Origin of the sequence: Haloterrigena sp. KLK7, assembly GCF_037914945.1 — an archaeon.
GTDB classification, from domain to species: domain Archaea; phylum Halobacteriota; class Halobacteria; order Halobacteriales; family Natrialbaceae; genus Haloterrigena; species Haloterrigena salinisoli.
The window spans coordinates 2,020,793-2,045,571 of the sequence record NZ_CP149787.1 but is presented as its reverse complement, the minus strand read 5'-3'; the positions used below and the strand labels follow the sequence as shown (position 1 = coordinate 2,045,571).

The following is a 24,779-nucleotide window of genomic DNA, read 5'->3' as shown; positions in this document are numbered from 1 at the left end:
CCGGGATTTTGTAGTTCGTCGCCCTGGGTACGCGCATGGACCTCGAACTCGACGAGAACAGCGCACTGGTGACGGCCTCCTCGAGCGGCCTCGGCTTCGCGAGCGCCGAGGCCCTGGCCGAGGAGGGCGCGAACGTGATGATCTGCGGACGCGACGAGGAGCGCCTCGAGGAGACCCGCGAGGAACTCGCCGAGGTCGGCGACGGCGAGGTTCGGGCGACGCCGACCGACCTCACGGACCCCGACGAGGTCTCCCACCTCGTCAGCGAGACGGTCGACGCCTTCGGCGGGATCGATCACCTCGTCACCTCCTCGGGCGGTCCGCCGAGTACGACCTTCCTCGAGACCGACGAACAGGACTGGTACCAGGCCTACGACCTGCTGGTGATGAGCGTCGTCTGGACGATCGAGAACGCCCACGAGCACCTCCTCGAGTCCGAGTACGGGACGATCACCTGCATCACGTCCCGAACGGTCCGCGAGGTGGCCGACGGCCTCCTGCTGTCGAACTCCGTGCGCCGCGGCGTGATCGGCCTCGTCAAGACGGTCTCGCGGGAGTTCGCGCCCGAGATCCGCGCGAACGCGGTCCTCCCGGGAACGATCGAGACGCCCCGCATCGAGGAGCTCATCGAGGCGAACATCGAGCGCGGCGTCTACGAGGACTACGAGGAGGGGCTGGCGGACATGTCGAGCGACATCCCGATGGACCGCCTCGGCGAGCCCAGCGAACTGGGCGACGTCGTGGCGCTGCTCTCGAGTCCCCGCGGAAGTTTCGTCAACGGCGTCGCGCTCCCGATCGACGGCGGGCTGTTGCGGAGTTAGGCGCGCTCAAATCTGCTCGACCCCCTCCAGCGGGAGTCGAGCGACAGACGAATACCACGCGGTGGCGCGCGCTGTGCCGCGGTGAGTGCTGCGAGGTCCGAACGAAGTGAGGTCCTCGCCGGCGACGAACCGCGGCACGAATCTGCGCGAGGGATGAACGAACGAGCGAAGTGAGTGAGTGAATCGGCTGGGGAGGACCGTGGAACTCACAGCTGCCACGAGAACGGACTGCGGAAGTATTTTCGGAGGATCACTGTCTTGTGCTCTGCGCGTCGTTTACAATTTGCGAGCAATCGTTTCGACGGCGATCACTAGTCGATAAAACAGAGAGAACAGGTAGAGCGTCAACCCGACAGCGACGACGCTGAACAGCCACAGTAAGGGTTGCATCGTGTACATAGCGAGCGCGAAACTACCGATGAGGGCGATAGCGAGTCCGAGACGTACTGGGGTCGGTAACTCCCTCGGAATGCGACCATTCGCAGAGACCATATTTGACTTACATATTCGAGCGCCAAATACCTTTCCGATATATTAGAAAACAATCAGTAAGCGGTGCTCTGTATCGACCGTCCGGTCCCAGCGGAGCGGTTTCGGTAAGTAGCCGAAATTATGACGGGAACGATGAGCGGACTCACCGACGGAGTCGTCACTCGAACCGCGCTTCGAGCAGTCGTTCGACGTACTTCGCGAGGACGTCGACCTCGAGGTGGACCGGATCGCCGACCGACTTCTCCGAAAGCGTCGTGAGCTCGTAGGTCGTCGGGATGATGGCGACGGTCACCCGACCCGCGGCCTCGTCTAAGTCGGCGACGGTGAGGCTAATTCCGTCGAGCGTGATCGACCCCTTCTCGACGACGTAGCGGCCGTACCCCTCGGGCAGTTCGAACTCGAAGAACCAGTCCTCCTCCACGGACTCGATATCCGTCACCGTCGCCACCGCGTCGACGTGGCCCTGCACGACGTGGCCGTCGAACCGGCCGTCGGCCGGCATCGCCCGCTCTAAGTTGACGACGTCCCCCTCCTCGAGTGCGCCCAGATAGGTCCGCTCGACCGTCTCGGTCGCGAGGAAGACCTCGAACCACGCGCTCGGTTCGAAGCGTTCGACCGTCAGACAGACGCCGCTGACGCTGATGCTCTGGCCGTGCTCGAGGCCCGTCGCGACCTCGTCGGCGCCGATGCGAAGACGGAGCCCGTCGTCGGTCCGCTCGCGGGCGACGATCTCGCCGGTCTCCTCGACGATTCCCGTGAACATATGCGAACGTCCGAGTCGACGGATAAAGCCGTTCCGAACTCGGAACTCGTTCCAGTTCTGTGGTCCCCAAGAACGCGGCGACGGCAGTGACGGAGTCGCCGCGTTTTTGACGGCATCGCGCGTACCCCGGGTAATGGCCGGTATCATCGACACGATCAAACTCGCGGGCACGCTCGTCTTCGCGCTTCCCGCCGCCATGGCCGGGGTTCAGTTCCTGATCGACGGGAAGACGCTCGTCGGGGCCGTCTTGGTCTCCCTCGCGGTGTTGCTCGTCGTCGTCCAGCACCGCATGACGACGCCGTCGGACCTCCCGGAACTGGCCGTCAAACGGGTCGTCGGATCGGTCGTCAGCGAGCCGGAGCCAGAGGACGAGGACCGCGACATCGTGGACGTGACTCCCGAGGACGAACAGCGATAGTGTTCGATCAACAACAACTATTCCGCCGGAGCGAGTATCGAACCGATAGATGTCCGACCTCGTCATCGCGCTCGTTCACGCCGTCTCCCTCGTGAGTGAAGCCGTTCTGAGCCTCTACGCTCGAGTGACTCGTTCCGAAACAGAGACGGACAGCGACGCGACCGACGAGCGCTCGACGAACGATACCGACGCCGACGGCTGAGCGCTGAGCGCGCCCGACGCCGCTACTCCTCGAGCAGCGCCCGCGGCTCGAGCGAGCGCGACGGCGCCGCCAGATAGGTCGCCCGTTCCCCCGCGTCGCCCTTCACGAGGAGGTCGGCGATCCGCAGCCAGCGGTCGCCGTCGACGCGGACGGCCGACTCGAGTCGAACGACGCTCCCCGGACCGATCTCGTCGCCGCCCGCGAGCGGTCGCTCTCGAGGCTCGAGGCCGACGCCGCCGACGCGCGTCGCGACGGCGTCGGGGTCCTCGAAGCCGAACGCGCGGACCTCGGCCTCGAGGTCGGCCTCGACGGCGGTGACCGACTCGGCGTCGGCGGTCAGCATCGCCGCCGCGGAGCGAAACGACTGGGTCGCGCCGACGTGGGCCCGCCGCTCCCGGCCGCCGTCGCCGTCGACGACGAGCGTGCGGACGAGACCGCCGTGGTAACCGTCCGGGCCGCGTGGCGCCGTCTCGAGGACGATCGGCTCGGCGGGGCGAAGTGGTTCGTCGGCCGCGTCGCGACTCGAGGGCGCGTGTCCGGGATCGGGGTTAACGACGGTGTTACCGGCTGGAAACGCGCCCGCTGCCACGACGCCCTCGTCGATTACCGTCCGGAGGTGGGCCGGCGTCACGGCCTCGCCGTCGGCCGCGAGGCGGCCGTCCGCGACCGTCGCGTCGGCGAGCAGCGCGGCCGCTCGACGGATACCGGCGGCCGCGGCGGTCTGGGCCGCGGCGATCCGCTCGCGTTCGGCCGGCGTCTTCGCCGCTCGAGCGCGTTCGAGGACGTCCGTCGAGGCCGGTTCGAAGTCGGCCTCCTCGAGGTAGAGCGCGGCGTCGTGGGGCAGCCGCGCCGGCGTCAGGACCGTCCCGCCGTCGACGCGGTCGGCCAGTCGCGAGGCGAGCGCCCGAGCGGGATGGGACGACGCGTCGGCGGCCGTGACCGCGATCCACTCGCCGGCGTCGCCGTCGAACGCGACGGCCGTGAGCGTCCGCTCTCGATCGGCCGTCGACCGGCCCTCGACATCCTCGAGGGCCGACCGACAGTACCGGATCCCCGGATCGCGCGGAGTCCCGACGTGGACGAACGCCGCGGCGTCGCGTCGCTCGAGGGTGTCGGTGAGAAGCGACTCGAGGCGCGTGGCGACGTCGCCTGCGGGGGCGGTGGCAGTGTCGACCGCGTCGCCCGCGGTCGAGTCGGCGTCGGTCACGGCGCTTCGGCTTCGACCTCGTTGTCGTCCGCGTCGGCGTCCTGGGGCTGCTGGGCCTGCTCGACCAGTTCCTCCAGCGGCATCTCGGTCAGCCGGTTGTTGAGCAGGACGTCGATCGGGAGCGTCGGCGCGCCGTCGACCAGGTTCTCGAGGAGCACGAGCCGTTCGCGGGCCCGGGACATGCCGACGTAGAAGACGCGGCGTTCGTTGTCGGTCAGGACGGGAACCGGCGACGTGTTCTTGGTGAACTCCTCGCAGCCGGGAATGTCAGTGGGGTCGTCGACGGTGGCGACCATCTGCTCGACGACCTTCTCGGTGAGGTCGGTGCCGACGATGACGTGGTCGGCCTCGCGACCCTTCGCGGAGTGGATCGTGCCCACGCGGACGCGGTCGGTCTCCATCCCGAGGTACTCGCCGATCGCGAAGTACGACTGGACGCTCTTCGTCTGGAAGTTGGTGACCTTCCGGACCATGTCGGCCGCCGAGGCGGGACCGGGCATGAACGGGACGTGGTCCTCGACGACGTCGGCGGGGATCATGAGCTCCTCGAGGTCGTCGATGCCGGCCTCCTCCTGGCGGTCGTCGATTGTGTCGAACAGGTCGTCGCGATCGTTGGTCCCGAAGGCCGACTCCTGAAGCATGTCGGCGAGTCGCCGCGCCTGCAGACCGGTGACGTCCTCGCCCTCGTCGATGGCCTCGACGGCCCGGACGTACTGGGTGAGTCGGTCGGTCCACATCCGCTGGTCGGTCAGCGACGTGAAGGGGACGCCCTCGGTGATGAACTCGTCGATGAACTGGAACATCTGGTAGCGCGCCCGGAACAACACCATGACGGTGCCGTCAGTCTGGTTGAGCGTCCGCCGAACGTTCCTGACGACGTCGAGCATCGACGCGTTCGCGCGGGCTTCGACGGCGCCGCCCTCCTTACGGGGCTTTAAGTCCTTGTCCTGGCGCGTCTCGATGTGGCGAATCTCCTTGTTCACCGCGTTGAGGACGTTCGACGGCAGTCGGTAGGAGTTGGGGAGAATGACGTCCTCGTCGACTTCCTCGTCGAGTAGGAGCGCGGGATCGGCGCCCTGCCAGGAGTAGACGACCTGGTCGTCGTCGCCGGCGATCAGCACCTGCCGCATGTGGGGTTTCCACTCCTCGTAGACGTCGTACTGCAGCGTGGTGATGTCCTGAAACTCGTCGATCACCAGGAAGTCGACGTTCGGCAGCAGAGAGCGCTGTGCGACCCGCTCGAGCATGTCCGCGAAGCCGATCTTGCCCTCCTCGCCCTTGTAGGAGCGCCAGGCGCGGATCGCCTCGGGGACGTCGATCCGATCGTCGTCGCTGGGCCAGGTCGGGGTGTACTTGTTGCCCTCCTGGGCGTTGGGGTCGATCTCGGGCGGCAGTCGGACCTCCTCGTCGTTCCACTGGAAGGGAACGTCGTACCAGTCCGTGACGTCCCGTCGCGTCCGCTGGAGCCACTGACTGGTCGCGATGACCTTGTTGCCGATCGTCGTCGATCGGGCGGTGCGGCGACCGGCGCCCGAGTACTCGTCCTCGTACTCGAGGCCGTACTGCTCGCAGAACTCCTCCTTGTCGGACTCGCCGATGACGTCGCTTCGGGAGAGGTCCAGCAGCTCGTAGGCCTTCGCGTGCATCGTACAGACGTTCCCCTGCAGCGCGCGGGGACTCTCGCCGAGTCGCTCGGCCAGTCGCTCACGAACCTCCTGTGCTGCCGCTCGCGTGTACGAGACGACGAGGATATCCCGGAAGGTCACGCCCTCCTCCTCGAGGATCTCTTCGACGTGGTCGAGCAGGGCAGTGGTCTTCCCGCTGCCCGGACCACCGAACAACCGGGTCACCTTCGTCTCCGTGGTAGCCATTATCCCTGTTCAGGGTCGCAATACCCATAAGTCACGTGGGTTTTCGTCGGCAAAAATCGACAGCCGTTCGACGACGAAACGGATCGTTTCGAAACGTCTCAGGGGTTTCGCGGGGAGCGGGCGTTTCGCACGTCGGCACCGTCGCGGATCTTGTCCTGACAGTCGGGACAGACCCGCGGATCGTCGACGTTGCGCGGCGTGAACACGCGTGCGTAGGCATCCGTTACGAACGCGCCGCAGTTCTGGCATTCCGGCATTGTTCTCAGCGAACTATAGGGTAACCATACGTTATAATTGTATCGCATGTTGAACGTTGAAATTACGGCCGAATTAGCACTGATTCCCCGTCGTCGGACCAGCGAGCGCTGCCTCTGATCGCGGTTCAGCGGACGCCGAAAACGAGCGACCCGACGCCGTGACTACGGCGTCGGTTCCCACCCACAGACGGTACAGGCCGTGGCGGACGTGTCGTGGAGGCCGCCACAGTCGGGGCACTGCTTCTTGTTATACTCCTGCTCCCACCCGACTCGTTCTACGGTGTGACCGCGGTCCGAGAGGAATTGGTCGATGACGTCGTCACCGCCGTCATTGGGTGAGGTTGCCATAAGTGTGTCAATGGCTGCCACAGTATTAAACGATTGGGTTGGCCCCTAGATCTGCCTCGACCACCGAACACCATCGCCGAACCGATGACCGACGGTCGACTGCGACGCTCGAGTCGTCCGATGGGCGGTCCAGCGCCCCTGGGACGACCCGCGGACTTTTCTCGGTCTCGGCCCAACTATCGGCCATGAGCGACCTCCGCCTCGATGCGACCCAACTCGATCGCTACTCGAGACACGTGATCATGGACGAGATCGGTCCCGAGGGCCAACAGCGGCTGCTCGAGGCCAGCGTGCTCGTCGTGGGGGCGGGCGGGCTGGGCTCGCCGGCGATCCAGTACCTCGCGGCGGCGGGGATCGGCCGGCTGGGAATCGTCGACGACGACGTCGTCGAGCGATCGAACCTGCAGCGCCAGATCGTCCACGGCGACGGCGACGTCGGCCGCCCGAAGGTCGAGAGCGCGGCCGACTACGTCGCGGCGCTGAACCCCGACATCGACGTCGACACCCACGAGACCCGCCTCACCGCGGCCAACGTCGGCGAACTGGTCGCCGACTACGACGTCGTTCTCGACGCCAGCGACAACTTCGGGACCCGGTATCTGCTCAACGACCACTGCGTCCTCACCGGGACGCCGCTCTCCCACGGCGCGATCTACCGCTTCGAGGGGCAGGTCACGACGTTCACGAACGAGCGCGGGGAGGGAACAGACGATTCCCCGCCCTGTTACCGCTGTATCTTCCCCGAGGCGCCCGAGCCGGGCACCGTCCCCGACTGCGCCACGACCGGCGTCCTCGGCGTCCTGCCCGGCACCGTCGGCTGCATTCAGGCCACCGAGGTCGTCAAGTACGTCCTCGGGACGGGCGACCTCCTCGAGGGCCGCCTGCTCATGTACGACGCGATGGACATGACCTTCGAGGAAGTCCCGATCCAGTCGAACCCGACCTGTCCGGTCTGTGGCGACGAGCCCGAGATCGAATCGGTCGAGGACGTCAGCTACGAGGGCAGCTGCGAGATTTCCGCGGACTGAACGGCCGGTCCGTCCTCGATTCGTTCTCGAGTGACCGCGGTAGACACTGCTCGTCCAGTCGCTTTGGCGGGCTAAGTGCGGTGGCGCGCGCTGTCGATCACGTTCGAGCGAGGCGAACGGTGAACGGAGTGAACCGTGAGCGACAGCGAGAACTGATCGCCGACGCTGCGCGAGGGATGAGCGAGTAGTGCGGGACCGGAGGTCCCGCATACCATGCGAACGAGCAGTGCGCGGCGCTATGCGCCGCGACTGCCGGGACGGCTTCGCCGTCCCGCAGCGCCCGTGAGCAGATGAAGCGAGCGAATCGGCTGGGGAGGGGGTGGCAATTCCCCGTTGCCGCGATTGGCCGGAGACTCCCATTTCAGCCACGCGCCGTTCGAAGACGCGAACGGGGACGGATACGGTCGTCTTCAGTCGTCGGTCAGCCGCTGCTGACACGCCTCGAGGATCGCGATCTGTCGCTCGAGCAGGTCGCCGGCGATCTCGTCGGTCGCGTCGTCGTCGGTCGCGTCGTCGTCGATCTCGTCGTCGTCGATCTCGTCGTCCGTCTCTTCGAGTTGCGTCTGCATCGATCGGAGCAGTTCGAGGTGGACCGCGAGCTGTTGCTCGAACTCGGTGGCCGGAAGCTCGGCAGATGCGTCCTCGAGTTCGGTAACCATCTCGTCCATCGACTCGGACGAGCCACGATCGGACCCAGCGCCACCGCCCAGCAGCGCACCGACGACATCGAAGTAGCCGCTGGTCGCCGCCTGCGTCGCCTCGAGGCCCTGCTGTTGCATGCGCAGCGGCGTCTCGACGGCGGATCGGGCGGCGGCCTGCTGGGCGGCGATACCCTGCTTGACCAGCTCTTGCCCGCCGGTCATCGCGGCCCGCTGCGCCGCGATCGCGGCCGCAAACGGCGAGCTCGATCGATCGGACCGATCGGCTGTCGCCGGCTCCGCGCCGTCGACGTCCGTCTCGTCGTCGACGCGCTCTCTGGCGACCGTCCCGTCCGTCGGCTCGGTCTCGGTCTCTCGGCCGGCGAGCGTCTCCGGATCGATCTCCGGACCCGAACTCGCGTCCTCGTCGGCGTCGACGGCGGATTCGATGTCGACGCCGGGAACGACGTCCGCCTGCGACTGCCGCTCGTCCGCGGTCAGCGAGTCGTCTCGAGGCGCCGCGTCGTCGACCGTCGACTCCGTCGACTCGAGTTCGGTCTCCGGCCGCGGATCGGCCTCGGGACCCGAACGGGCGTCGACGTCGGGATCCAGTTCCGTCTCCGGACGGGCGTCGGTCCGCGACGCCGCGTCGTCCGTCGCGACCGATTCGATATCGACGCCGGTGTCGACCGCGTCGGTGAGATCCATCGATTCGGTTTCGCTCGAGGATCCCTCGCGGTCGGCACCAGTGGTCGCTTCCGCGGCCGACTCGAGGTCGACGCCGGTATCGACCGCATCGGCGATATCGGCGTCCCCGTCGGTCGCGGACGAGTCGCGTTCCGTCCGCCCTCGTTCCTCGGAACGCTCGCTGTCAGTCGACTCCGCCACGGCCTCGAGATCGACGCCGGGATTCAGTTCGTCGGCCGGATCCGTCTCCTCGGCCGTCGATTCCGACGCGTCGTCGCTCGCGTCGTTCGTGTCGCTCCCCGCCGACGCCGCAGTCGGTTCGGTCTCCGCTTCGCGGTCGGCGTCGACCGATTCCTCGATCTCGCCATCGTCGACCGGTTCCTCGGTTTCGGCGTCGTCGACCGGTTCCTCGATCTCGGCATCGTCGACCGATTCCGCGATCTCGGCATCGTCGACCGGTTCCTCGGTTTCGGCGTCGTCGACCGATTCCTCGGTTTCGGCGTCGTCGACCGGTTCCTCGATCTCGGCATCGTCGACCGATTCCTCGGTTTCGGCGTCGTCGACCGGCGCCCCCATCTCGGCGTGGTCGGGCGCCGACTTGGCCTCGCCGACCGGCGTGTTCTGGACGCCCGCGCCGTCCGTCTCGTCCGTCTCGTCCGACGAGTCGCCGGCTCGAGTCTCGCTCAGTTCGTCGGGTGACGCCGGCATATCGACGTCTGTCTCATCTGTTTCGGCAGCTCGCTCGCTCGTGTCGGCGTCTCTGTCGTCCGTTTCGACGGCCCCTTCTCGCGGATCCGTCGCTTCGTCCCGTTCGTCTCGTTCGACGATCACGTCGGCCTCGCTCGACGTATCGGCCGCGTCCGTCCCGTCGGAGAGATCGCTGTCACCGGATTCGTCCATCGGATCGTCCGACTCCCAGCCGTCGGGAGCGTCTCTCGGCTCACTCGTCTCCGGATCGTCGGGGGTGTTTACCGGTTCGCCCATATCCGGCTCGGAGGGAGCCGGTTCCGGCTCGTCCACGTCCGATTCGTCGGGAGCAGTCATCGGCTCACCCATTTCCGGTTCGTCGGGAACGTCCCTCGGCTCGTCCACGTCCGGATCGTCGATCATGGACGGCTTCGCGGGTTGTGTCGTCGTCTCGGACGACGCGCTACCGGACCTGGAACGGTCGCGCTCCTCGTCAGGAGCACTGTCGTCGGACTCGGCGACCTGATCGGCCGCGTTCCCCGTCGGTTGGTCCGCTTCGCTGCGGGTGTCCCCGCCCGCGTTCTCGGCGAGTTCGGTGTCGGGATCGCGTTCCGCGGCGTTCGCGGGCTCGTCGTCCGCCCGAGCCCGCGGTTCCGTCGCGTCGTCGGCTTCGGTCGCTGCCGATGGAGTCGCATCGGCGCCCGCCGGTTCGTCCGTCGCGGATTCGGCCGCCGTCTCGCTCGCCGCGACCGTCTCGAGGCGGATCGTCTCGCTCGAGATTTCGTCGACGGCGTCCTCGTGGATCGCGACGGTGTCGTCGTGGCTCCCGCTCCAGCCGAGGGCGGCCTTGATCGAGTCGACGAGGCCGGCCCGGGGTTCGACGCGGGCGGTCTCGTCTTCGACGGACGCGACGGTCCCGATCACCTCGCCGGACTCGTTCTCGACGGTTTTCTCGAGATCGTCGTCGGTAAACGTGGCACTCATGGGAGACCATGGCGCTCTCCGAGGCAAGCCTATGCTGCCTGCACCAGCGGGCCGCGTCCGACCGCGCGGTCCGACGGGTCGAGGCGCCGAGAACGTCGCTCGAGATCGCGTCCGTCAGCGCTGGGGCGGATCGAACTCGGTCGGTTCCGACTGCGGATCCGGTCCGGTGTCGTCCCTGACGGCGCGGAAGGCCCGGCGGTACCTGGCGATCTTCCGGTAGAGGAACGCGCCGATGGCGAGGTCGAACAGGACGACGTAGCCGATGAACGCCGCTCCGAACGGAAGCGGGGTGGCGCTCGTCACGAGGTTGGGGACGATGCCGACCGTGACGTTGTACGTGCCGTGGATGAACGCGGCGATCAGCAGCCCCTTCGTGACGATCGAGCCGGCGTGCTCGGGGTTGAACTTCGCGAGCCCGAGGTAGTAGCCCGCGATCGCCGAGTAGATGACGTGACCGGGGCCGACGAGCGCCCGGACGGTCGTGGTCCCGGCCGCGACGGTGAGGAGCCCGGTGTCGGCCGTGGCGATCGCACCGGAAATGTAGAGGGTGTTCTCGATCGCGGCGAACCCGAGGCCGGCGACGGCACCGTAGACCGCGCCGTCGATGACGGCGTCGAACGCGTCGCTCCGGTACGCGAAGAACCGGATCGCGAGCAGTTTCACCGTCTCCTCGACGGGACCGACGATCAGGTAGAAAAAGAGGACCATGCCGAGGGATCCGAGCGTCTGAAAGCTCGGACTAAATAGGGAGTTGACGACGGCCGCGAACGTCGCGAAGAGCACGGCCAGGACGAAGGTCGCGACGAGCAGCGTGAGCGGTTCGTGCGTCGTGATGTCCGAGTACCAGATGAAGGCCGCGAGTATCGCCGCCGGAACGACCGAGAGCCCGAAGAAGACGGCGATGACGACCGATCCCTCCTCGACGACGAGCAGCGCCGGTTGGACCAGTAACGCGACCGTGATCGCGAACGCGACCGCGAGAACGATCGTCTGTAGTCCGTAGCTGATGCCCGTATAGATCGCGTACGCGAATCGATCGAGGATCGATCGCGGCTCCCACGTCGAGACGTCGTACAGATCGGTCGACTCCTCGCTCGCCGCTTCGACCGGATCGCGCCTGCGTGCCATGGGCGGTCCTACGACGGCCGCTCCGGTAAGCGTTCGGCGGCGCCTGCACCTAGTATGATATTAACTATCAAGAACTGTATAAGGACTGTACTTATCCGGGCGTGCTACCGATGGTCGCCAAGTATGTACAGTGGCAGCCGCGGAATTCACTACACGGCACCGCCGGGACCGGACGAACCGAACGACGACACAGCGGCGGACGCGACCTCGGAGCCGTCGGAGGACGTTTCGACGGCCCCGTCCGCGGAGCCCGACGACGGCGTCGCGGCCGACGACTAGCGACGGTCCGGTTTCGGCGGGACGAGTAGCCCGCACGGACTCGGAATCCACAAAGGTCTCCCGCCCGAATCGGCGCTCATGCACTTCGATCAGCGAACCCAGCAGGCGCTTCGCGACGTCGGCCTCGAGACCGACGATCTCCGGGCCGCCTCGGAGGCGGTCGTCGAGGCCGTCGCGGCCGACGCGGCGGCCCTCGAGGAATTCTTCGACGAGCACGATACCGTCTACTCCGACATGGACATGGCTCACTCGTCCTCGGAGTATCCGGAACACACCGTCGAATACCTCGATCTGACGACTCACGCCGACGAGATGCGGGGCTGGCTCCGCTTCGACACGTGGGGCGTCTACGTCGAGGACGGCCGCGTACTGCCCGACGAGTCGGTCGAACTGACGCTGGGACCGACGATCAACGGCCGCGTTCGATTCGCACCGGACCGCGAGACGCTGCGGTGATCCCAGTGGACGAGCGAGTCACCGCCTGCGGCGGTCGCCGTGCGCGAGCGTATCGCGGGACCGACCGGGACCGACGGACGGAGGGACAGCGATGACGACGGGACGCGTCCGCGGCATCTACACCACGGCGATCACGCAGTTGCTCCGCGAGCGCGACCTCGAGGTCGTCCAGGCCTCCGAGCCCATCCGAGAGCGGTTCGACGCCTCGTTCGAGGCCGCGCCGGCGGACGTGGCGATCGAGACGACCCGCGACCGACAGGGCGTCGAACTCTCGGGGGAACCCGACGCGGTCGGGACGGTCGCGAGCGAACTCGAGTCCCTCGCGATCGATGGCTTCCGCTGGGGCGACGACGTCCCTCGCGGTGCGGTCTTCGACTGCGAGGTCGTCGACGCCGGCGGCGGGGGCGGTGCGACGGTCGACCTCGGCGACGGCCGACGCGGCTACCTCCACTACGACGACGTCGACGGCTACGTCGATGCGGGGAACCGCTACCGCGTGCAGGTCACCGAGCCCGCGCCGCCGTGGGCCGACGACGACCCGCGCGTCGAGCCGACCCTCGAAGTCGCGGACGGCCTCGTCACCCTCTCGCGCGATCGCACCGGCGTCTCGGCGGCGCTCCGGGGCGAACGGGCCGACGAACTCGTCGGCATGACCGACCTCCTGTCGGTCGACGTTCCCGACGACTGGGGCGTGCGCTGGCAGGGCGCGGCCGCCGACGCCGACCTCGAGGCGATGGGGACCGCCCTCGAGCGGGCGGTCGATCGCGCGCGGGCGCTCGAGGACGCGCTCGCCGACGCGCCGGAATCGCCGGGCGAACCGGGCCGACTCGCCGCGCCGCGGGCGACGACGTGGACCTGGTTCGGCCGCGAGTCGCGGTTCGCACTGGACGGGGTGCGCCGCGAGGTCGAGACGACGATGGCGGGCCACCACCGGACCAAGGCCGCCGACCGGGCCGCGAGCGCGGCCGTCGACTTCGCGGAGGCCGTCTGCGATTCGCCCGTCGAGAGCGACGGCGACGACGGCGACGGATTCCCGTTCGGCGCCGTCTCCCGCCAGTTCGGGCCGACGACCGGCGACCGCCTCGAGATCGGTCACGGCAAGCCCGACGGCCGGCTCATCTCGCTCGGTCGCGGCGAGGTGACCGACTGGGACCCCGACGGCTCGGTCACCCTCGAGCGGTCGATGCGCGGCGGCGGCAGCTACGACGCGCTCGGCGTTCCGAAGGAGGAGGGCGACGTCGCCGTCACGAAGTTCCGCGAGGGTCGCTGGTGGTATCCGACGACGTACAGGGACGAAACCGGGGCAGCGAAGGGAACGTACGTCAACGTCTGCACGCCCGTCGAACTGTTCCCGGACACGGCGCGGTACGTCGATCTCTACATCGACGTGATCCGCCGCGCCGACGGGACGGTCGAGACCGTCGACGCGGACGAACTCGAGGCCGCGGTCGACGACGGCCACGTCTCCGAGGAACTGGCCGAGAAAGCGACGAGCGTCGCGGCGGCCGTCGAACGGGCGCTCTCGAAGTAAGGACGGATCGGATACGGATCGCCGGAGGTGGCGCTCGAGCGCCGGAGACGCCGACTCAGTCCGAGATGCTCGCGACGTCGCCCTCGTCGGACGCGGAGTCGGACGGCAGCAGATGGACGTAGTCGTCGAGATCGAGGGCGAACTCGCGGTCCGTCGACGGCTGGATCCACCGAAAGTCGAACTCGGCGCCGTGTTCCCCGCCGCCGTCGGTGACGGTGTGTGTCCAGCGATCGCGCGATTCGTGGACCGTCGCGTGGAAGAAGTGCCGGATGTACCGCTTGGGCGGCGACTCGCGGCGGGTCCAGACGTCGGTCGTCAGCTTCGTCGCTCCGTTTAACGTTCCGAGACCGCTTTCCTCGACGACCTCTCTGAACAGTGCCTCCGCAGGCGATTCGCCGGCCTCGAGGGTCCCCTTCGGGATCTGGAGGCCCTCGTGGCCCGGCCCCTCGAAGACCAGCAGCTCACCCGACCCGCGGGTGATGTACGCACACGCTTTCTGGACGTACGTTACGTCGGTCATGATACGAAACTGCACACCGTTCTCCCGTAAAAACCCTGCCCCATAGTACGTTAAAAGACACTAAGGTGACTGTACGTTCGATTCGAAATCGAGAGGGAAGCGAAACGGACGTCTGGGATCTCAGTCCGACGCGATAGTCGCGTCGGCGTCCTCGACCGGTTCGTCATCGTCGAGGTGCGTAAAGAGCGTCGCCAGCGCCGGCCCGGAGACGTTGTGCCAGACGCTGAACAGCGCCGGGATCAGCGCGGCGCCGGCGCTGAAGTGCGCGGTGGCGAGGGCGACCGCGAGCCCGCTGTTCTGGAGGCCGACCTCGAACGCGCAGGCCCGCGACCGATCCTCGGCCATGCCCGTCGCGTGGCCGACGGCGTAGCCGGAGCCCAGTCCGAGCCCGTTGTGCAGGACGACCGCGAGGAAGACGAGCGCGCCGGCCTCGAGGATCGTCTCGACGTTGAGCCCCACGACGGCCGCGACGATCGCGACGATCGCGACCACGCTGATCGCCGGGAAGACGGAGAGCCCCGCCTTCGCGACGGCCGGGGCGCGCCTGTCGAGGACGTAGCGCAGCGCCAGTCCGCCGACGACCGGCAACAGGACGACCTGCACGATCGATCCGGCCATCTCCGCGAACGTGACCGAGATGGACTCGCCGGCCAGCAGGACGATCCACGCCGGCATCACCACCGGCGCGGCGATCGTCGTCACCGTGGTGATCGACACCGACAGCGCGACGTCGCCGCGCCCGAGGTAGGTCATCACGTTCGACGCCGTCCCGCCGGGCGCCGCGCCGACCAGGATCAGACCGAGGCCGATCTCCCACGACAGGCCGAGCGCGACGACGAGGACGTACGCGATCGTCGGCATCAGGAGCCACTGGGCCAGTGCGCCGACGGCGACGTCGCGGGGCCGCTCTACGATCCGACGGAAGTCGTCGGGGGTCAGCGTCAGTCCCATGCCGAGCATGATGATCCCCAGCAGCGGCGTGATGTACGGGGCGATCGGCGTGAAGAGATCGGGCGCGTACAGCGCCAGCGGCGCCGCGATCACCACCCAGAGGACGAAGTACTTGCTCGTGAACTCACCGATCCGCTCGAGAGTGGTATGCAAACGCATTCGACTGGGTCCTCTGGGTGTCCGGACTATCAAAACTCCGGCTTCCGTGTTCGTTCGGGACGCCGAACCGCGAGATCCGTCGAATCGAGGGTCGGGACCGCTCGCAGATCGACCGTTCCCGTTGAAAACGGCGTTGTCGTCGCTCGAACGCTCGATCACCGCGTTCCGATCGTCGTGCCCGTCGGTATCAAACCGCGAAGTGTTCGCCGGAGACGGACCGCCCGCACACCGGACAGCCGCTCGACAGCGTCGCCTCTCGCATCGGTTCGGTCACCGGGATGGCTCGCCGACAGTCCGGACAGGTAAACTCGTAGGTGTTCATTGCCGTGTTCCTCCGGATAACGGTACGTCCGCGTCGGGGATAGGGGGGGTACCCAGATATAGAGGGGGTTATATACCGGCTCGCGGCCGGCGACGCACGGGAGACTGACCCACACGTATTTCGGTGATGCCGATCGAAGCTGTAACACCGATGACTCGTCGAACGCTCCAGACGGGCGCGACCGGGACGCTGGGATCGGCGTTGCGACCGCGCCTGCGCGACGCGGGCCACGGAGTGGTCGCGGCGAGTCGATCGCCGCCGACGGGCGGCGGGACGGACGTGGAGTGGGCCGCGATGGATCTGATCGACGGAACGGGAATCCGCGACGCCGTGGCGGACGTCGACGTGGTCGTCCACGCCGCGACCGCGCCGCAAGGCGACACCGAGGCGGTCGACGTCCGCGGCACCGAACGGCTGCTCGAGGCGGCGGCCGACGCCGGCGTCTCGAATTTCGTCTACGTCTCGATCGTCGGCGTCGACGAGATTCCCTACTCGTACTACGAGCGCAAGCTGACGGCCGAACGGGCCGTCGCGGAGAGCCCCGTCCCGTCGACCATCGTGCGGGCGACCCAGTTCCACTCGTTCGTCCGCGACGTCCTCGAGACGATCGCGCGCGTGCCGATCTGGCCGCTCCCGACCGGGATTCGCCTCCAGCCGATCGCCGTCGACGAGGCGGCAGCGGCGATCGCCGACTACGCGACGTCGGAGGCGGGCGGACGGGCGCCGGCCGTCGGCGGGCCCGAGATCCTGACCGTCCGCGATCTCGCGGAAACCTACCGCGACGTTCGGGGACTCCGACGGCCGATCGTCCGACTCCCGCTGCCGGGAAAAGTCGCCGCCGGCTTCCGATCCGGCGCGGCCTGCTGTCCGGATCGGACCGTCGGAACGACCACGTGGAAGGCGTGGCTCGAGGCCGAGCACCGCGACCGTCTCGCGGCGGACGCGAAACGGTAGGCGCTGTCACGCTCCACCGCCGCCGCTCACCACAGGTTCGCGACGACGAGTGCGATCTGGGTGAGCAGTAGCGACAGGAGAACCACCAGCGCCGCCAGTTCGTAGTACCCCCGGTTCCCGTCGAACTCCTCGAGGCGCTCGAGGCCGGCCACGAGTCCGCGGAACGCGCCGACCGCGACGGCGACGAGGATCGGAAACGCGGCGAGGACGAGCGTCGTCGGCGCGTGCTCCGGGCCGTAGTAGGTGCCGACGCTCCAGCGGATTCGCATCGTCCCCTCGAGGAGGCCGGACGCGGCGAGGCTCACTGCGGCGCTGGCGACGACGAGCGCGAGTCCGCCGCCTGCGGTCGGCCGGAGCGGGCTCGAGCCCGCCACTCGGGTCCACAGCCAGGTCGCGACGCGGGACGGGATCGCCGGGCCGGTTCGATCGTCGGTCGCTCGAGTCGATGGCGACATACGAGTACCGACGCGTTCGGTCACGAAAGAGCCGCGAGAACGACTGCAGCCGCTGCAGTCGTGAAAACCCCTTTATGTCAGTTCTCGGTAGACGTCCCTACCGTGAGTGAGGAGCCGGACGTCGAGACGATCGGGGCCCTGCTGGAGGACCCGACGGTGCGCACGATCCTCACCCAGACGAGCCAGGAACCCATGTCAGCGACCACCTTGAGCGACCGCTGTGACGCGTCCAAACCGACGGTGTACCGGCGGCTCGACGACCTCCGCGAGTGCGGGCTCCTCGTCGAGCGAACGAAACCCGATCCCGACGGCGGTCACCACCGGACCGTCTACGCGACGAACTTGGAGCGGATCACGATCGACCTCGAGGACGACGGGTTGACGCTTCGGATCGACCGCCGGACGGACATCGCGGACCGGTTCACGGATCTCATCGAGGGGATCTAGCGTGCAGTCGCTACCGCTGCAGCTCTGGGAGTCGACGGCCGCGGAGTGGCTCGTGACGTTCGTTCAGGCGACCGACGTCCTGAGCGCCCTCATCGGGCTGTTCATCGCGTACCAGGCCTACCGCGGCTACCGGCGCAACGACAGCCGACCGATGCTGGTCATCGCCGTCGGCTTCGCTCTCGCGCTCGCCGTGCCGTTCCTGCTGGTCGTGCTCTACGTCGCGATCCCGTTCCTCTCGGAGACGACGGTCGCCGTCCTCAGCCAACTCAGTCAGCTGTCGGGGCTGGTCGCGATCCTCTACGCCCTCCGGATGCCCTCCTGACGGTCCCGTTGCGCCGAGGATAACGACTCGAGGGGAACATTCAAGGTGAATCGTTAACAGCTCGCACGCACTACTCCCGTCGATGTCGACGCTCAACGACGAGATGGCAGACGTGCGGTCGGAGGTCGACGACGTCCGCGACCGTCTCAGGGAGGACGTCCCCGACCTCTTCTCGTTCGACGTCACGGTCGGCAACATCGCGTACAACGCCAACAGCAACAGCGTCTCGGTCACCGTCGAACCCAGCTCTCGAGCGCGCGACCAGCTCTCGGACGAACTCGGGGGCGTCAACGTGAAAACGGAGGGGAAGCTCGAACTCGAGTTCAGACTGACGAACACCGATCGGGAGTGATTCGACGCCGGCTCGAACGGCCGGGAAGCGAGACGGACGCGCGTCGGGACGTTCGGGCTCAGTCAGCTGCCAGCTTGTCCAGACCGGCCGACTCGATGTCTTCGCCGTCGACCGACGAGCGAAGCGAGTCCATGCCGTCGTCGCGGTCGATGTCGAAGTCGTTCTCGTACAGTTCCTCGACGCGGGCCAGTTCCTCGTCGGAGAGCTTCGGCACGTCGCTGGCGGCGGCCCACTCGTCGATGTCGTCTTTCGTCCGGAAGGTCGGCGTGACGGTCGCGACGGAGTCGTGGCTCAGGAGCCACGCGATCGACGCCTGCCCCATCGTGCGCTCCCCGTCGCGCTCGAGGAAGCGCAGTTGCTCGAGTTTCTCCCAGCCGGTCTCGTACCACTCGTCGGGACGGAAGCCGCGGTGGTCGCCCTCGCCGAGTTCGGTGTCGGGCGTGACCTGCTCGTTGAGGATCCCCGAGGAGTGGGGAACGCGGGGGATCAGGCTCGTCGACGAGCCCGTGCGCTCGATCGTCTCGAGGAAGTGGTTGCCGACCTCCTGCTCGAGCATGTTCCAGACCAGCTGGACGGAGTCGAACTCCTCCTCGATGGCGAGGTCGCCCTCCGCGAGCCAGCCGATCGAGGGCCCGAGCGCGAGGCCGGTCGCGTCGATCGTCCCCTCCGCCTCGAGTTCGTCTAAGAGTTCGAGCACGTCGGGCGTGATCTCGTCGACGTCGGCGTTGTGCAACTGGAGGACGTCGACGGAGTCGACGCCGAGCCGATCGAGGCTCTGCTCGACGGCGTCCCGGAGGTACTCGGGGTCCATCTCCTTCGGCAGTTCGCCGTGGCCGGCCTGCGGGTTGTCGTAGAAGTCGTAGCCGACCTTGGTGGCGATCGTGACCTCGTCGCGGACCTCCGAGAGGGCCTCGCCCAGCAACTCCTCGCTGCGGCCGTGACCGTAGACGTCGCCGGTGTCGAAGTAGGTGATCCCCTGGTCGACGGCGTACTGGATCATCTCGATGGCGTCGTCTTCCGAGCGGTCGCCCCACCAGTCGGTGCCGACGACCCACGCGCCGAAACCGACTTCGCTGACCTCGACGCCGGAGTCGCCGAGTTCCTGGTATTGCATAGTCGCCCGTTCGTATCGAGGGGACTTATGGGATTCGGAATATCGCTTTTCGGATCGCGAAATATGATGGCGTTGTGTGTAATCCCGTGAGGGACGCGCTCCGCGATTCGAACGACTCATTGTGAACGGACGCCGTTCACTCCGTATGACAACGCAGGGCTCCCGGCGCCTCGAGTACGCCGCGCTGGGACTCGCCGTTCTCGGCGTCCCCGTCGCGGCGGTGATCGTCCTCGAGGTCACCGCTCTCGCGCGGTTCGACCCGAGCCGCGTTACCCGCTGGACGGCCGTCGGCGGCGCGCTGCTCGCGCTCGCGGCGGTCGCCCTCCCGGCTCTCCTCCTCTCCGGCTGGCAGTCCGCCCAGCGATCGGCGCGCGAGGACGCGACGCGAGAGCGTCGGCGCCCGTAGCCGGCACACGGGAGGGGAACACGCACTCGAGAGATCCGACAGCCGGTCGTCGGTCTCGAGCGAGCGCGGCCGAACGCGATCGTGTTCCGCAGAGGTCGTCGCCGGCGCGGTCGCGTTACCGGTCCTCGTCGTCTTCGGTCTCGTCGTCCTCGTCGGTCACGCTGTCGGCTTCCTCGCCCGGTTCGACCTTCATGTCCGAGGCGTCCGCCTCGGGCGTCTCCTCGGGTTCGATCGCGTCGGTCTGGGAGGGCTGGGCCTGTTCGGGGTCGGGACCCGTCGCCTCGCTGGTCTCCTCGGCCATGGCCGTATCGGAGACGTCGACTTCGACCGTCTCGTCGTCGTCGCCGGTATCCCGGCGCGGGTCCTCCTCGTCACCCACGTGGTCCGGTTTCGTGCGCGTCTCCTCCGCGTCCCCGTCGTCGGTGAACTCGATCCGCGATCCCGTCTCGCCCTCCTCGCCGAGCTGCGCCGACTCGTGGACGTCCCCGCTGGCGTCGATCTCGGACTCCTGTCCGGAATCGGGGCGCTCGGCGGCCGCGTGGGCCGCGTCGGAGACGTCCTTGTCGTCACTTCCGCCCTCGATCTCGTCTAACGTCGGCTGGAACGTCTCCGCTTCGTCCCCGCCGCGGTTCCGGAGCCCGTAGCCGAGCAGGCCGGCAGCGATAGCGGCCTTCGGAATCGCTCGGAGCTGCCCCTTCCCGAGCGATTTGAGTGCCGACAGGAGTACCGCGCCGCCGCCGAGCAACGGCAGCAGCACGGTCTTGAGGTCGCCGCTAACGACCGATGTGACCGCCTCCATCGGCTTCTCTGCGTCGTACTCGTCGAGTTTCTCGGCCGCTTCCGTCGGGAGTTCCGTCGCCAGGTCGTGATCGTGTTCCTCGGACATTGAATGAACCTCCGCGCTCGCTGCGCTCGTGGTGGCTACACTGTCCGGACGGTTGAAGCTTGGACCGGCACCTGAAACGGAATATCGAGGGATCGGCGGTCGGTCGCCGTCAGTCGGCCGGCGAACGGTCAGCCCAGCGGAACGACTATGGACGCACTCGGTCACGATACCCGATAGATGCGCCTCGAGCGACGACGGCGGGCGACCCGACTGTTGGCCGCTCTCGAGGACGACTGGGGCGAGGTCTCGCGACTCGCGAGTGCGCTCGAGGAAACGCGGCGACGGCGCGAGAGCGGAGCCGAAACCGATGGTTGGTCCAGACACCCGCCCGTGAGGATACGCGGGCACGACGCGACGACGTGGCTATCGGAGGCGCGAACGCGACGCGAACGGATCGGGTACTGGCTCGAGTCAGTACCCGCCGAGGGCGGGACGAGCGATACGGCGTAATAGCGAGCAATCAGACAGCCGGCGCACCATCTACACCAGCACCGAACGGTTCGTCCTCGTCAGGTGCTACCCCGCCGATGTATAGAACAGGGTCACTGACAGGAGTGCGCAAATGGAATTCAGTAGTTACGGTTCCTCGGCCTTCGACCGTGATTTCTGCTGAGTAGTTTCCACTTTCATCAGCTGTTGGTATGGTCGTGTCTGCCGGGACACCTCTATCGTCTCCTTGCGGTTTGGGGGCAGTGATATTCGTCTCTGAAAGGACAGTCCCAGTGTCAAGATCTCTAACTACTATCGTACCGTCGATACTTTCGTTCAGGCCATTCTGTACGGTCAGATGCTTTACTTCATCATACTGTGCGGGTTGATTGTATGGGCCTTCATCCCTCACACCATTGTTTCTTCTCTGACCGTTGTTATTTTCATCGGTGTTGTTTGTGATGCAGCCAGCGATGAGGGCTGTACTCGGAATAGTCGCGAGAAGTGTTCGCCGTTTCATATTCCTTCCTACCGATGTGTATTATAAGTGTCTTCTGTATATGTAATTCAATTTCCATATGCAACTGCTGTCAGTGTAGAGGCCGAATCTAGCACGGTGAGAGCTATCCGTTCAGAAGTGTAGAGCTACGTAATTCTCTGGACTCTCACTTTTAACGTGAATTAAGTAAGATAAAACATCGCTAATAGAATGAGGAAGAAGAGAAGTAGTATGGCTAGTACCCAGGGGCTATCTGAACCCTTACTCGCCTCGTCGAGAGGAATGAATGGTCCGTCCATGCGAAATGATATCGAGAAACTCAATAATATGTTTCGGTTATTGCATATCTCCGTGGTGTAGAAAATACTCTAGGAGTACTCTCTGCGGAAGATACGCACCTGTGGTGACCGAATTATCCGATCCGCTCTCAGACAGATCTCTGAATAAAGAAACCGTGCTACTAGCTACTGCAAGCGAACCGTGACCGGTCCCCGGACGCGAGGGATCGGCGTCAGGACTGCCAGTCGAACCGCTCCGGATCGCGGGCCGCGAGCGCCGTCCGGACCGCGGCGACGTTCTCGGGAACGTCGTGGACCCGGACGATATCGGCGCCGCGATCGGCCGCGATCGCGCTCGCAGCGACGGTCGCCGCGCCGCGCTCGCCGGCCTCGCGGTCGACGTGTTCGAACATCGACTTGTGGGAGTGGCCGATCAGGATCGGACAGCCCAGCGCCCGAAACTCGTCGGTGCGATCGAGGATCTCGAAGGCCTCGCGAGCCGACTTGCCGAAGCCGATCCCCGGGTCGACGATGATGTCCTCGCGGTCGATACCGGCCTTCTCCGCGAGGAGCACCCGCTCGGAGAGCCGGTCGATCACGTCCTCGACGACGTCGTCGTACTCGATCTCGCGGCCCGGGACGACCGGCGCGTCGATGCTGTGCATCAGCACCAGCATCGCGTCGTGCTCGGCGACGACGAAGCGCATCTCGGGGTCCTCGAGCCCCGAGACGTCGTTGATGATGTCCGCACCGGCCTCGAGGGCGGCCTCGGCGACGGCGGCCTTTCGGGTGTCGATCGAGACGAGGGCGTCGCGGTCGGCGATCGCCTCGACGACGGGCACGACGCGGTCGATCTCCGTCTCGGTCGAGACGGGCTCGGCACCGGGCCGGGTCGACTCGCCGCCGACGTCGATCACGTCGACGCCCGCCTCGATCATCGCCTCGGCGCGGGCGACGGCGTCCTCGAGGGCGTCGTACTCGCCGCCGTCGTGGAAGCTGTCCGGCGTGACGTTCAGGATGCCCATGACGGCGGTGCGATCGGTCCAGGGACACGCGTCGGCGGTGTCGGCATCGACGTCGACACCGGCAGTCGACGGCTCGCCGCTCGAGCCCGCCGCGTTCGCCCCGCGTACGTTCGTGAACGCCTCGTTCGGATCGATCTCGAGGCGCTCCCGGAGTTCGCGGACGACGCCGAGCAGCCCGCCAGAGTCGACGTCGGCGTCCGGCCCGCTCGCGGACGGGGCGCCGGACTCGAGGCGCTCGACGAGGCGTTCGAACTGAGAGAGGGTGCCCATCAGGACGGCGTCGACCGATTCCTCGTCGCGCTGGAGCCCCGAGAGGGCACACTCGCCGCCGAGGCGCAGCAGTTCCCGTTCGACGGCCGCGGCCTGCCGATAGCCCAGCGAGAGCGAGACCACGCGGTGGACGGCGTCGCCCTGAATCTCCGAGTTACCCGCGGCGGGCACGTTCGCCGTCGCGAGCGCCTCGCGGGCGTCCTCGCGGTCGCGAATCCGCTTCGGGACGCCGGCGCTCGTCCAGCGCGAGCGGGCCTCGGCGACGGCGAACAGCGACCCCGTCACGAGCACGCAGTCGTCGTCGTCGGCCTCGCGCAGGGCCGTCTCGAGGGCCTCCTGTACGGTCGCCGACGTCCGAACGTCGGCGACGCCGGCGTCCGCGAACACGCTCGCGATGACGTCGCGGTCCTCGGCGCGGTCGAGCGTCGGTTCGGTCGCGACGACCGTCTCGGGCGTCGGCAGCGTCGCGGCCATCTCGCGGTGGTCCTTGTCGTGCATCGCCCCGAAGACGAGGTGGAGGTCGTCGTACTCGTAGGTACCCAGCGTCGCCGCGAGCGGCTCGCAGGCGCCGGGGTTGTGCGCGCCGTCGAGGACGACAAGCGGCGCCGTCTCGAGGACCTCGAACCGACCGGGCCAGTGGGCGCTTCGCAGCCCGCGCGCGAGGTCGTCGTCCGAGATGTCGGCGACCTGGCGGGCCAGCACGGCGGCGATGCCCGCGTTCTCGGCCTGGTGGGACCCCAGCAGCGAGAGCCGCGCCTCGAGGTCCCAGTCGCCGCCGTCGACGGTGACGGCGGCTTCGGTGTGGTTCACGCGGCCGCCGTACGCGACGCGGACGTCGGGCTCCCCGTCGGCGTCGCCGCTGTCCGCCGCCGAACCGACGGTGATCACGTCGCCCGCGACCTCGCGGACCCCCTCGAGGGCGTCGCCGGTGGCACCGGTCACCAGCGGCGCGTCGGCGGGCGCGACGTGGGCCTTGTCGCGGGCGATCTCGCCGACGGTGTCGCCGAGGATGCCCGTGTGCTCCAGCGTGACGCTCGTGACCGCGCTCGCGACGGGATCGACGACGCTCGTGGCGTCGTACTTCCCGCCGATGCCGACCTCGAGGACGGCGACGTCGACGTCCTCGCGGCCGAACTGCCAGATCGCCATGGCGGTCATCGTCTCGAAGAACGTCGGTGACTCGCCGTCGGCGCCCCGATCCGTGACGTACTCGCGGGCCGCCTCGACGAACTCGGTGACCGCCGAGCGGGGGATCTTGCGGCCGTCGACGCGGATCCGCTCGCGCAGGTCCTCGAGGTGGGGCGAGGTGTAGAGCCCGACCGAGAGCCCGGCCTCCCGGAGGCTTCGCTCGACCATTCGCGCCGTGCTCCCCTTGCCGTTGGAGCCGGCGATCTGCACGAAATCGACCCCGTCGTGGGGGTCGCCGAGGTGGGCGAGCAGCCGCGCCGTCGACTCCGTCCCGGGTTTGGGGCGGAACCGCCGCAGATCGAATAAAAAGTCCGCCGCCTCGTGATACTCCATACGCAAACCACAGAGTCCGCGCGCTTAGGGATGTCGGACTCGAGTCTCTGAGGCGGTGCCGATGGCGGCCGA

At 67.3% G+C, this 24,779-nt stretch carries 28 protein-coding genes; 13 read left to right on the top strand and 15 right to left on the bottom strand.

The window, feature by feature from the left end; translation table 11 throughout:
* Positions 1 to 35 precede the first annotated feature (35 nt).
* Positions 36 to 821 carry an SDR family oxidoreductase gene (locus tag WD430_RS10055; RefSeq protein WP_339102315.1) on the top strand — a complete coding sequence of 262 codons (786 nt, stop codon included), beginning with the start codon at positions 36 to 38 and terminating at the stop codon, positions 819 to 821.
* A 649-nt stretch (positions 822 to 1,470) separates the two neighbouring features.
* On the opposite strand, the gene WD430_RS10050 is transcribed toward WD430_RS10055, so the two are convergent.
* A complete protein-coding gene (locus tag WD430_RS10050) occupies positions 1,471 to 2,076 on the bottom strand; it encodes a riboflavin synthase (protein ID WP_339102314.1) in 606 nt (201 codons plus the stop codon).
* A 133-nt stretch (positions 2,077 to 2,209) separates the two neighbouring features.
* On the opposite strand from WD430_RS10050, the gene WD430_RS10045 reads away from it, so the two are divergent.
* Together WD430_RS10045 and WD430_RS10040 are read left to right on the top strand one after the other, a co-directional pair.
* A complete protein-coding gene (locus WD430_RS10045; protein ID WP_339102313.1) occupies positions 2,210 to 2,494 on the top strand; it encodes a hypothetical protein in 285 nt (94 codons plus the stop codon).
* Between the two features lie 49 nt (positions 2,495 to 2,543).
* Positions 2,544 to 2,696, top strand: coding sequence for a hypothetical protein (locus WD430_RS10040; protein ID WP_339102312.1), 153 nt, complete (start codon positions 2,544 to 2,546; stop codon positions 2,694 to 2,696).
* Between the two features lie 22 nt (positions 2,697 to 2,718).
* Here WD430_RS10040 and WD430_RS10035 read toward each other — a convergent pair whose 3' ends face one another.
* The 4 genes from WD430_RS10035 to WD430_RS10020 all read right to left on the bottom strand — a co-directional run bounded on the left by WD430_RS10035 (position 2,719) and on the right by WD430_RS10020 (position 6,379).
* A complete protein-coding gene (locus WD430_RS10035) occupies positions 2,719 to 3,903 on the bottom strand; it encodes a M24 family metallopeptidase (RefSeq protein WP_339102311.1) in 1,185 nt (394 codons plus the stop codon).
* Entirely contained in the window at positions 3,900 to 5,774 is a 1,875-nt protein-coding gene (locus tag WD430_RS10030; RefSeq protein WP_339102310.1) for an ATP-dependent helicase, read from the bottom strand. The genes WD430_RS10035 and WD430_RS10030 overlap by 4 nt, the downstream gene beginning before the upstream one ends.
* A gap of 98 nt (positions 5,775 to 5,872) precedes the next feature.
* Positions 5,873 to 6,031 carry a hypothetical protein gene (locus WD430_RS10025; RefSeq protein WP_339102309.1) on the bottom strand — a complete coding sequence of 53 codons (159 nt, stop codon included), beginning with the start codon at positions 6,029 to 6,031 and terminating at the stop codon, positions 5,873 to 5,875.
* Positions 6,032 to 6,193: 162 nt separating this feature from the next.
* On the bottom strand, positions 6,194 to 6,379 hold the full coding sequence (locus WD430_RS10020; protein WP_339102308.1) for an HVO_0416 family zinc finger protein: 186 nt from the start codon (positions 6,377 to 6,379) through the stop codon (positions 6,194 to 6,196).
* A 185-nt stretch (positions 6,380 to 6,564) separates the two neighbouring features.
* On the opposite strand from WD430_RS10020, the gene ubaA reads away from it, so the two are divergent.
* Positions 6,565 to 7,407, top strand: a complete 843-nt coding sequence (ubaA, locus tag WD430_RS10015) for an SAMP-activating enzyme E1 (RefSeq protein WP_339102307.1) — start codon at positions 6,565 to 6,567, stop codon at positions 7,405 to 7,407.
* 410 nt (positions 7,408 to 7,817) lie between these two features.
* Here ubaA and WD430_RS10010 read toward each other — a convergent pair whose 3' ends face one another.
* Both WD430_RS10010 and WD430_RS10005 read right to left on the bottom strand, forming a co-directional pair.
* Positions 7,818 to 10,403 carry an AAA family ATPase gene (locus WD430_RS10010; protein WP_339102306.1) on the bottom strand — a complete coding sequence of 862 codons (2,586 nt, stop codon included), beginning with the start codon at positions 10,401 to 10,403 and terminating at the stop codon, positions 7,818 to 7,820.
* Positions 10,404 to 10,517: 114 nt separating this feature from the next.
* A complete protein-coding gene (locus WD430_RS10005; RefSeq protein ID WP_339102305.1) occupies positions 10,518 to 11,531 on the bottom strand; it encodes a PrsW family intramembrane metalloprotease in 1,014 nt (337 codons plus the stop codon).
* A 123-nt stretch (positions 11,532 to 11,654) separates the two neighbouring features.
* Here WD430_RS10005 and WD430_RS10000 point away from each other — a divergent pair, with 123 nt between their 5' ends.
* The 3 genes from WD430_RS10000 (at position 11,655) to WD430_RS09990 (ending at position 13,797) form a co-directional block, all read left to right on the top strand.
* Positions 11,655 to 11,810 carry a hypothetical protein gene (locus WD430_RS10000; protein ID WP_339102304.1) on the top strand — a complete coding sequence of 52 codons (156 nt, stop codon included), beginning with the start codon at positions 11,655 to 11,657 and terminating at the stop codon, positions 11,808 to 11,810.
* 78 nt (positions 11,811 to 11,888) lie between these two features.
* Entirely contained in the window at positions 11,889 to 12,266 is a 378-nt protein-coding gene (locus WD430_RS09995; protein ID WP_339102303.1) for a hypothetical protein, read from the top strand.
* A 91-nt stretch (positions 12,267 to 12,357) separates the two neighbouring features.
* Positions 12,358 to 13,797 (top strand): DUF402 domain-containing protein, encoded by a 1,440-nt coding sequence (locus tag WD430_RS09990; RefSeq protein WP_339102302.1) that lies wholly within the window; start codon positions 12,358 to 12,360, stop codon positions 13,795 to 13,797.
* 55 nt (positions 13,798 to 13,852) lie between these two features.
* Here WD430_RS09990 and WD430_RS09985 read toward each other — a convergent pair whose 3' ends face one another.
* From WD430_RS09985 to WD430_RS09975, 3 genes are all read right to left on the bottom strand, one after another.
* Positions 13,853 to 14,317: an NUDIX domain-containing protein gene (locus WD430_RS09985; protein WP_339102301.1), complete on the bottom strand. Its 465-nt coding sequence runs from the start codon at positions 14,315 to 14,317 to the stop codon at positions 13,853 to 13,855.
* Between the two features lie 120 nt (positions 14,318 to 14,437).
* The gene (locus WD430_RS09980) at positions 14,438 to 15,427 is read right to left on the bottom strand and encodes a bile acid:sodium symporter family protein (RefSeq protein ID WP_339102300.1); all 990 of its coding nucleotides are present in this window, start codon (positions 15,425 to 15,427) and stop codon (positions 14,438 to 14,440) included.
* Positions 15,428 to 15,614: 187 nt separating this feature from the next.
* Positions 15,615 to 15,749, bottom strand: a complete 135-nt coding sequence (locus tag WD430_RS09975) for a zinc ribbon domain-containing protein (protein ID WP_339102299.1) — start codon at positions 15,747 to 15,749, stop codon at positions 15,615 to 15,617.
* Positions 15,750 to 15,899: 150 nt separating this feature from the next.
* Between WD430_RS09975 and WD430_RS09970 the strand changes: the two genes are divergently transcribed.
* Positions 15,900 to 16,703, top strand: coding sequence for an NAD(P)H-binding protein (locus tag WD430_RS09970; protein ID WP_339102298.1), 804 nt, complete (start codon positions 15,900 to 15,902; stop codon positions 16,701 to 16,703).
* 26 nt (positions 16,704 to 16,729) lie between these two features.
* Here the strand turns inward: WD430_RS09970 and WD430_RS09965 are convergent, their stop codons facing one another.
* Positions 16,730 to 17,158, bottom strand: a complete 429-nt coding sequence (locus WD430_RS09965) for a hypothetical protein (RefSeq protein WP_339102297.1) — start codon at positions 17,156 to 17,158, stop codon at positions 16,730 to 16,732.
* Positions 17,159 to 17,260: 102 nt separating this feature from the next.
* Between WD430_RS09965 and WD430_RS09960 the strand changes: the two genes are divergently transcribed.
* The 3 genes from WD430_RS09960 to WD430_RS09950 all read left to right on the top strand — a co-directional run bounded on the left by WD430_RS09960 (position 17,261) and on the right by WD430_RS09950 (position 18,279).
* Positions 17,261 to 17,605, top strand: a complete 345-nt coding sequence (locus WD430_RS09960) for a winged helix-turn-helix domain-containing protein (RefSeq protein WP_339102296.1) — start codon at positions 17,261 to 17,263, stop codon at positions 17,603 to 17,605.
* 1 nt (position 17,606) lies between these two features.
* Complete coding sequence (locus WD430_RS09955) at positions 17,607 to 17,927, top strand: hypothetical protein (protein ID WP_339102295.1); 321 nt, start codon at positions 17,607 to 17,609, stop codon at positions 17,925 to 17,927.
* Between the two features lie 82 nt (positions 17,928 to 18,009).
* Positions 18,010 to 18,279: a hypothetical protein gene (locus tag WD430_RS09950; protein WP_339102294.1), complete on the top strand. Its 270-nt coding sequence runs from the start codon at positions 18,010 to 18,012 to the stop codon at positions 18,277 to 18,279.
* A 58-nt stretch (positions 18,280 to 18,337) separates the two neighbouring features.
* Here WD430_RS09950 and WD430_RS09945 read toward each other — a convergent pair whose 3' ends face one another.
* On the bottom strand, positions 18,338 to 19,393 hold the full coding sequence (locus tag WD430_RS09945; RefSeq protein WP_339102293.1) for an aldo/keto reductase: 1,056 nt from the start codon (positions 19,391 to 19,393) through the stop codon (positions 18,338 to 18,340).
* A 145-nt stretch (positions 19,394 to 19,538) separates the two neighbouring features.
* Here WD430_RS09945 and WD430_RS09940 point away from each other — a divergent pair, with 145 nt between their 5' ends.
* Positions 19,539 to 19,799 carry a hypothetical protein gene (locus WD430_RS09940; protein ID WP_339102292.1) on the top strand — a complete coding sequence of 87 codons (261 nt, stop codon included), beginning with the start codon at positions 19,539 to 19,541 and terminating at the stop codon, positions 19,797 to 19,799.
* Positions 19,800 to 19,914: 115 nt separating this feature from the next.
* On the opposite strand, the gene WD430_RS09935 is transcribed toward WD430_RS09940, so the two are convergent.
* Positions 19,915 to 20,685 carry a hypothetical protein gene (locus WD430_RS09935; RefSeq protein ID WP_339102291.1) on the bottom strand — a complete coding sequence of 257 codons (771 nt, stop codon included), beginning with the start codon at positions 20,683 to 20,685 and terminating at the stop codon, positions 19,915 to 19,917.
* Positions 20,686 to 20,862: 177 nt separating this feature from the next.
* Between WD430_RS09935 and WD430_RS09930 the strand changes: the two genes are divergently transcribed.
* Positions 20,863 to 21,135 (top strand): hypothetical protein, encoded by a 273-nt coding sequence (locus WD430_RS09930; RefSeq protein WP_339102290.1) that lies wholly within the window; start codon positions 20,863 to 20,865, stop codon positions 21,133 to 21,135.
* A 10-nt stretch (positions 21,136 to 21,145) separates the two neighbouring features.
* Here WD430_RS09930 and WD430_RS09925 read toward each other — a convergent pair whose 3' ends face one another.
* Positions 21,146 to 21,634, bottom strand: a complete 489-nt coding sequence (locus WD430_RS09925) for a hypothetical protein (RefSeq protein WP_339102289.1) — start codon at positions 21,632 to 21,634, stop codon at positions 21,146 to 21,148.
* A gap of 490 nt (positions 21,635 to 22,124) precedes the next feature.
* Positions 22,125 to 24,707 carry a dihydropteroate synthase gene (gene folP / locus WD430_RS09920; protein WP_339102288.1) on the bottom strand — a complete coding sequence of 861 codons (2,583 nt, stop codon included), beginning with the start codon at positions 24,705 to 24,707 and terminating at the stop codon, positions 22,125 to 22,127.
* Between the last annotated feature and the right edge of the window lie 72 nt (positions 24,708 to 24,779).

What these genes read in the sequence shown, in the direction of transcription:
- WD430_RS10055 (WP_339102315.1), top strand. Translation starts at nt 36, where the DNA reads ATGGACCTCGAACTCGACGAGAACAGCGCACTGGTGACGGCCTCCTCG.
- WD430_RS10050 (WP_339102314.1), bottom strand. Translation starts at nt 2,076, where the DNA reads ATGTTCACGGGAATCGTCGAGGAGACCGGCGAGATCGTCGCCCGCGAG.
- WD430_RS10045 (WP_339102313.1), top strand. Translation starts at nt 2,210, where the DNA reads ATGGCCGGTATCATCGACACGATCAAACTCGCGGGCACGCTCGTCTTC.
- WD430_RS10040 (WP_339102312.1), top strand. Translation starts at nt 2,544, where the DNA reads ATGTCCGACCTCGTCATCGCGCTCGTTCACGCCGTCTCCCTCGTGAGT.
- WD430_RS10030 (WP_339102310.1), bottom strand. Translation starts at nt 5,774, where the DNA reads ATGGCTACCACGGAGACGAAGGTGACCCGGTTGTTCGGTGGTCCGGGC.
- WD430_RS10025 (WP_339102309.1), bottom strand. Translation starts at nt 6,031, where the DNA reads ATGCCGGAATGCCAGAACTGCGGCGCGTTCGTAACGGATGCCTACGCA.
- WD430_RS10020 (WP_339102308.1), bottom strand. Translation starts at nt 6,379, where the DNA reads ATGGCAACCTCACCCAATGACGGCGGTGACGACGTCATCGACCAATTC.
- ubaA (WP_339102307.1), top strand. Translation starts at nt 6,565, where the DNA reads ATGAGCGACCTCCGCCTCGATGCGACCCAACTCGATCGCTACTCGAGA.
- WD430_RS10010 (WP_339102306.1), bottom strand. Translation starts at nt 10,403, where the DNA reads ATGAGTGCCACGTTTACCGACGACGATCTCGAGAAAACCGTCGAGAAC.
- WD430_RS10005 (WP_339102305.1), bottom strand. Translation starts at nt 11,531, where the DNA reads ATGGCACGCAGGCGCGATCCGGTCGAAGCGGCGAGCGAGGAGTCGACC.
- WD430_RS10000 (WP_339102304.1), top strand. Translation starts at nt 11,655, where the DNA reads ATGTACAGTGGCAGCCGCGGAATTCACTACACGGCACCGCCGGGACCG.
- WD430_RS09995 (WP_339102303.1), top strand. Translation starts at nt 11,889, where the DNA reads ATGCACTTCGATCAGCGAACCCAGCAGGCGCTTCGCGACGTCGGCCTC.
- WD430_RS09990 (WP_339102302.1), top strand. Translation starts at nt 12,358, where the DNA reads ATGACGACGGGACGCGTCCGCGGCATCTACACCACGGCGATCACGCAG.
- WD430_RS09985 (WP_339102301.1), bottom strand. Translation starts at nt 14,317, where the DNA reads ATGACCGACGTAACGTACGTCCAGAAAGCGTGTGCGTACATCACCCGC.
- WD430_RS09980 (WP_339102300.1), bottom strand. Translation starts at nt 15,427, where the DNA reads ATGCGTTTGCATACCACTCTCGAGCGGATCGGTGAGTTCACGAGCAAG.
- WD430_RS09975 (WP_339102299.1), bottom strand. Translation starts at nt 15,749, where the DNA reads ATGAACACCTACGAGTTTACCTGTCCGGACTGTCGGCGAGCCATCCCG.
- WD430_RS09970 (WP_339102298.1), top strand. Translation starts at nt 15,900, where the DNA reads ATGACTCGTCGAACGCTCCAGACGGGCGCGACCGGGACGCTGGGATCG.
- WD430_RS09965 (WP_339102297.1), bottom strand. Translation starts at nt 17,158, where the DNA reads ATGTCGCCATCGACTCGAGCGACCGACGATCGAACCGGCCCGGCGATC.
- WD430_RS09950 (WP_339102294.1), top strand. Translation starts at nt 18,010, where the DNA reads ATGTCGACGCTCAACGACGAGATGGCAGACGTGCGGTCGGAGGTCGAC.
- WD430_RS09945 (WP_339102293.1), bottom strand. Translation starts at nt 19,393, where the DNA reads ATGCAATACCAGGAACTCGGCGACTCCGGCGTCGAGGTCAGCGAAGTC.
- WD430_RS09940 (WP_339102292.1), top strand. Translation starts at nt 19,539, where the DNA reads ATGACAACGCAGGGCTCCCGGCGCCTCGAGTACGCCGCGCTGGGACTC.
- WD430_RS09935 (WP_339102291.1), bottom strand. Translation starts at nt 20,685, where the DNA reads ATGTCCGAGGAACACGATCACGACCTGGCGACGGAACTCCCGACGGAA.
- WD430_RS09930 (WP_339102290.1), top strand. Translation starts at nt 20,863, where the DNA reads ATGCGCCTCGAGCGACGACGGCGGGCGACCCGACTGTTGGCCGCTCTC.
- WD430_RS09925 (WP_339102289.1), bottom strand. Translation starts at nt 21,634, where the DNA reads ATGAAACGGCGAACACTTCTCGCGACTATTCCGAGTACAGCCCTCATC.
- folP (WP_339102288.1), bottom strand. Translation starts at nt 24,707, where the DNA reads ATGGAGTATCACGAGGCGGCGGACTTTTTATTCGATCTGCGGCGGTTC.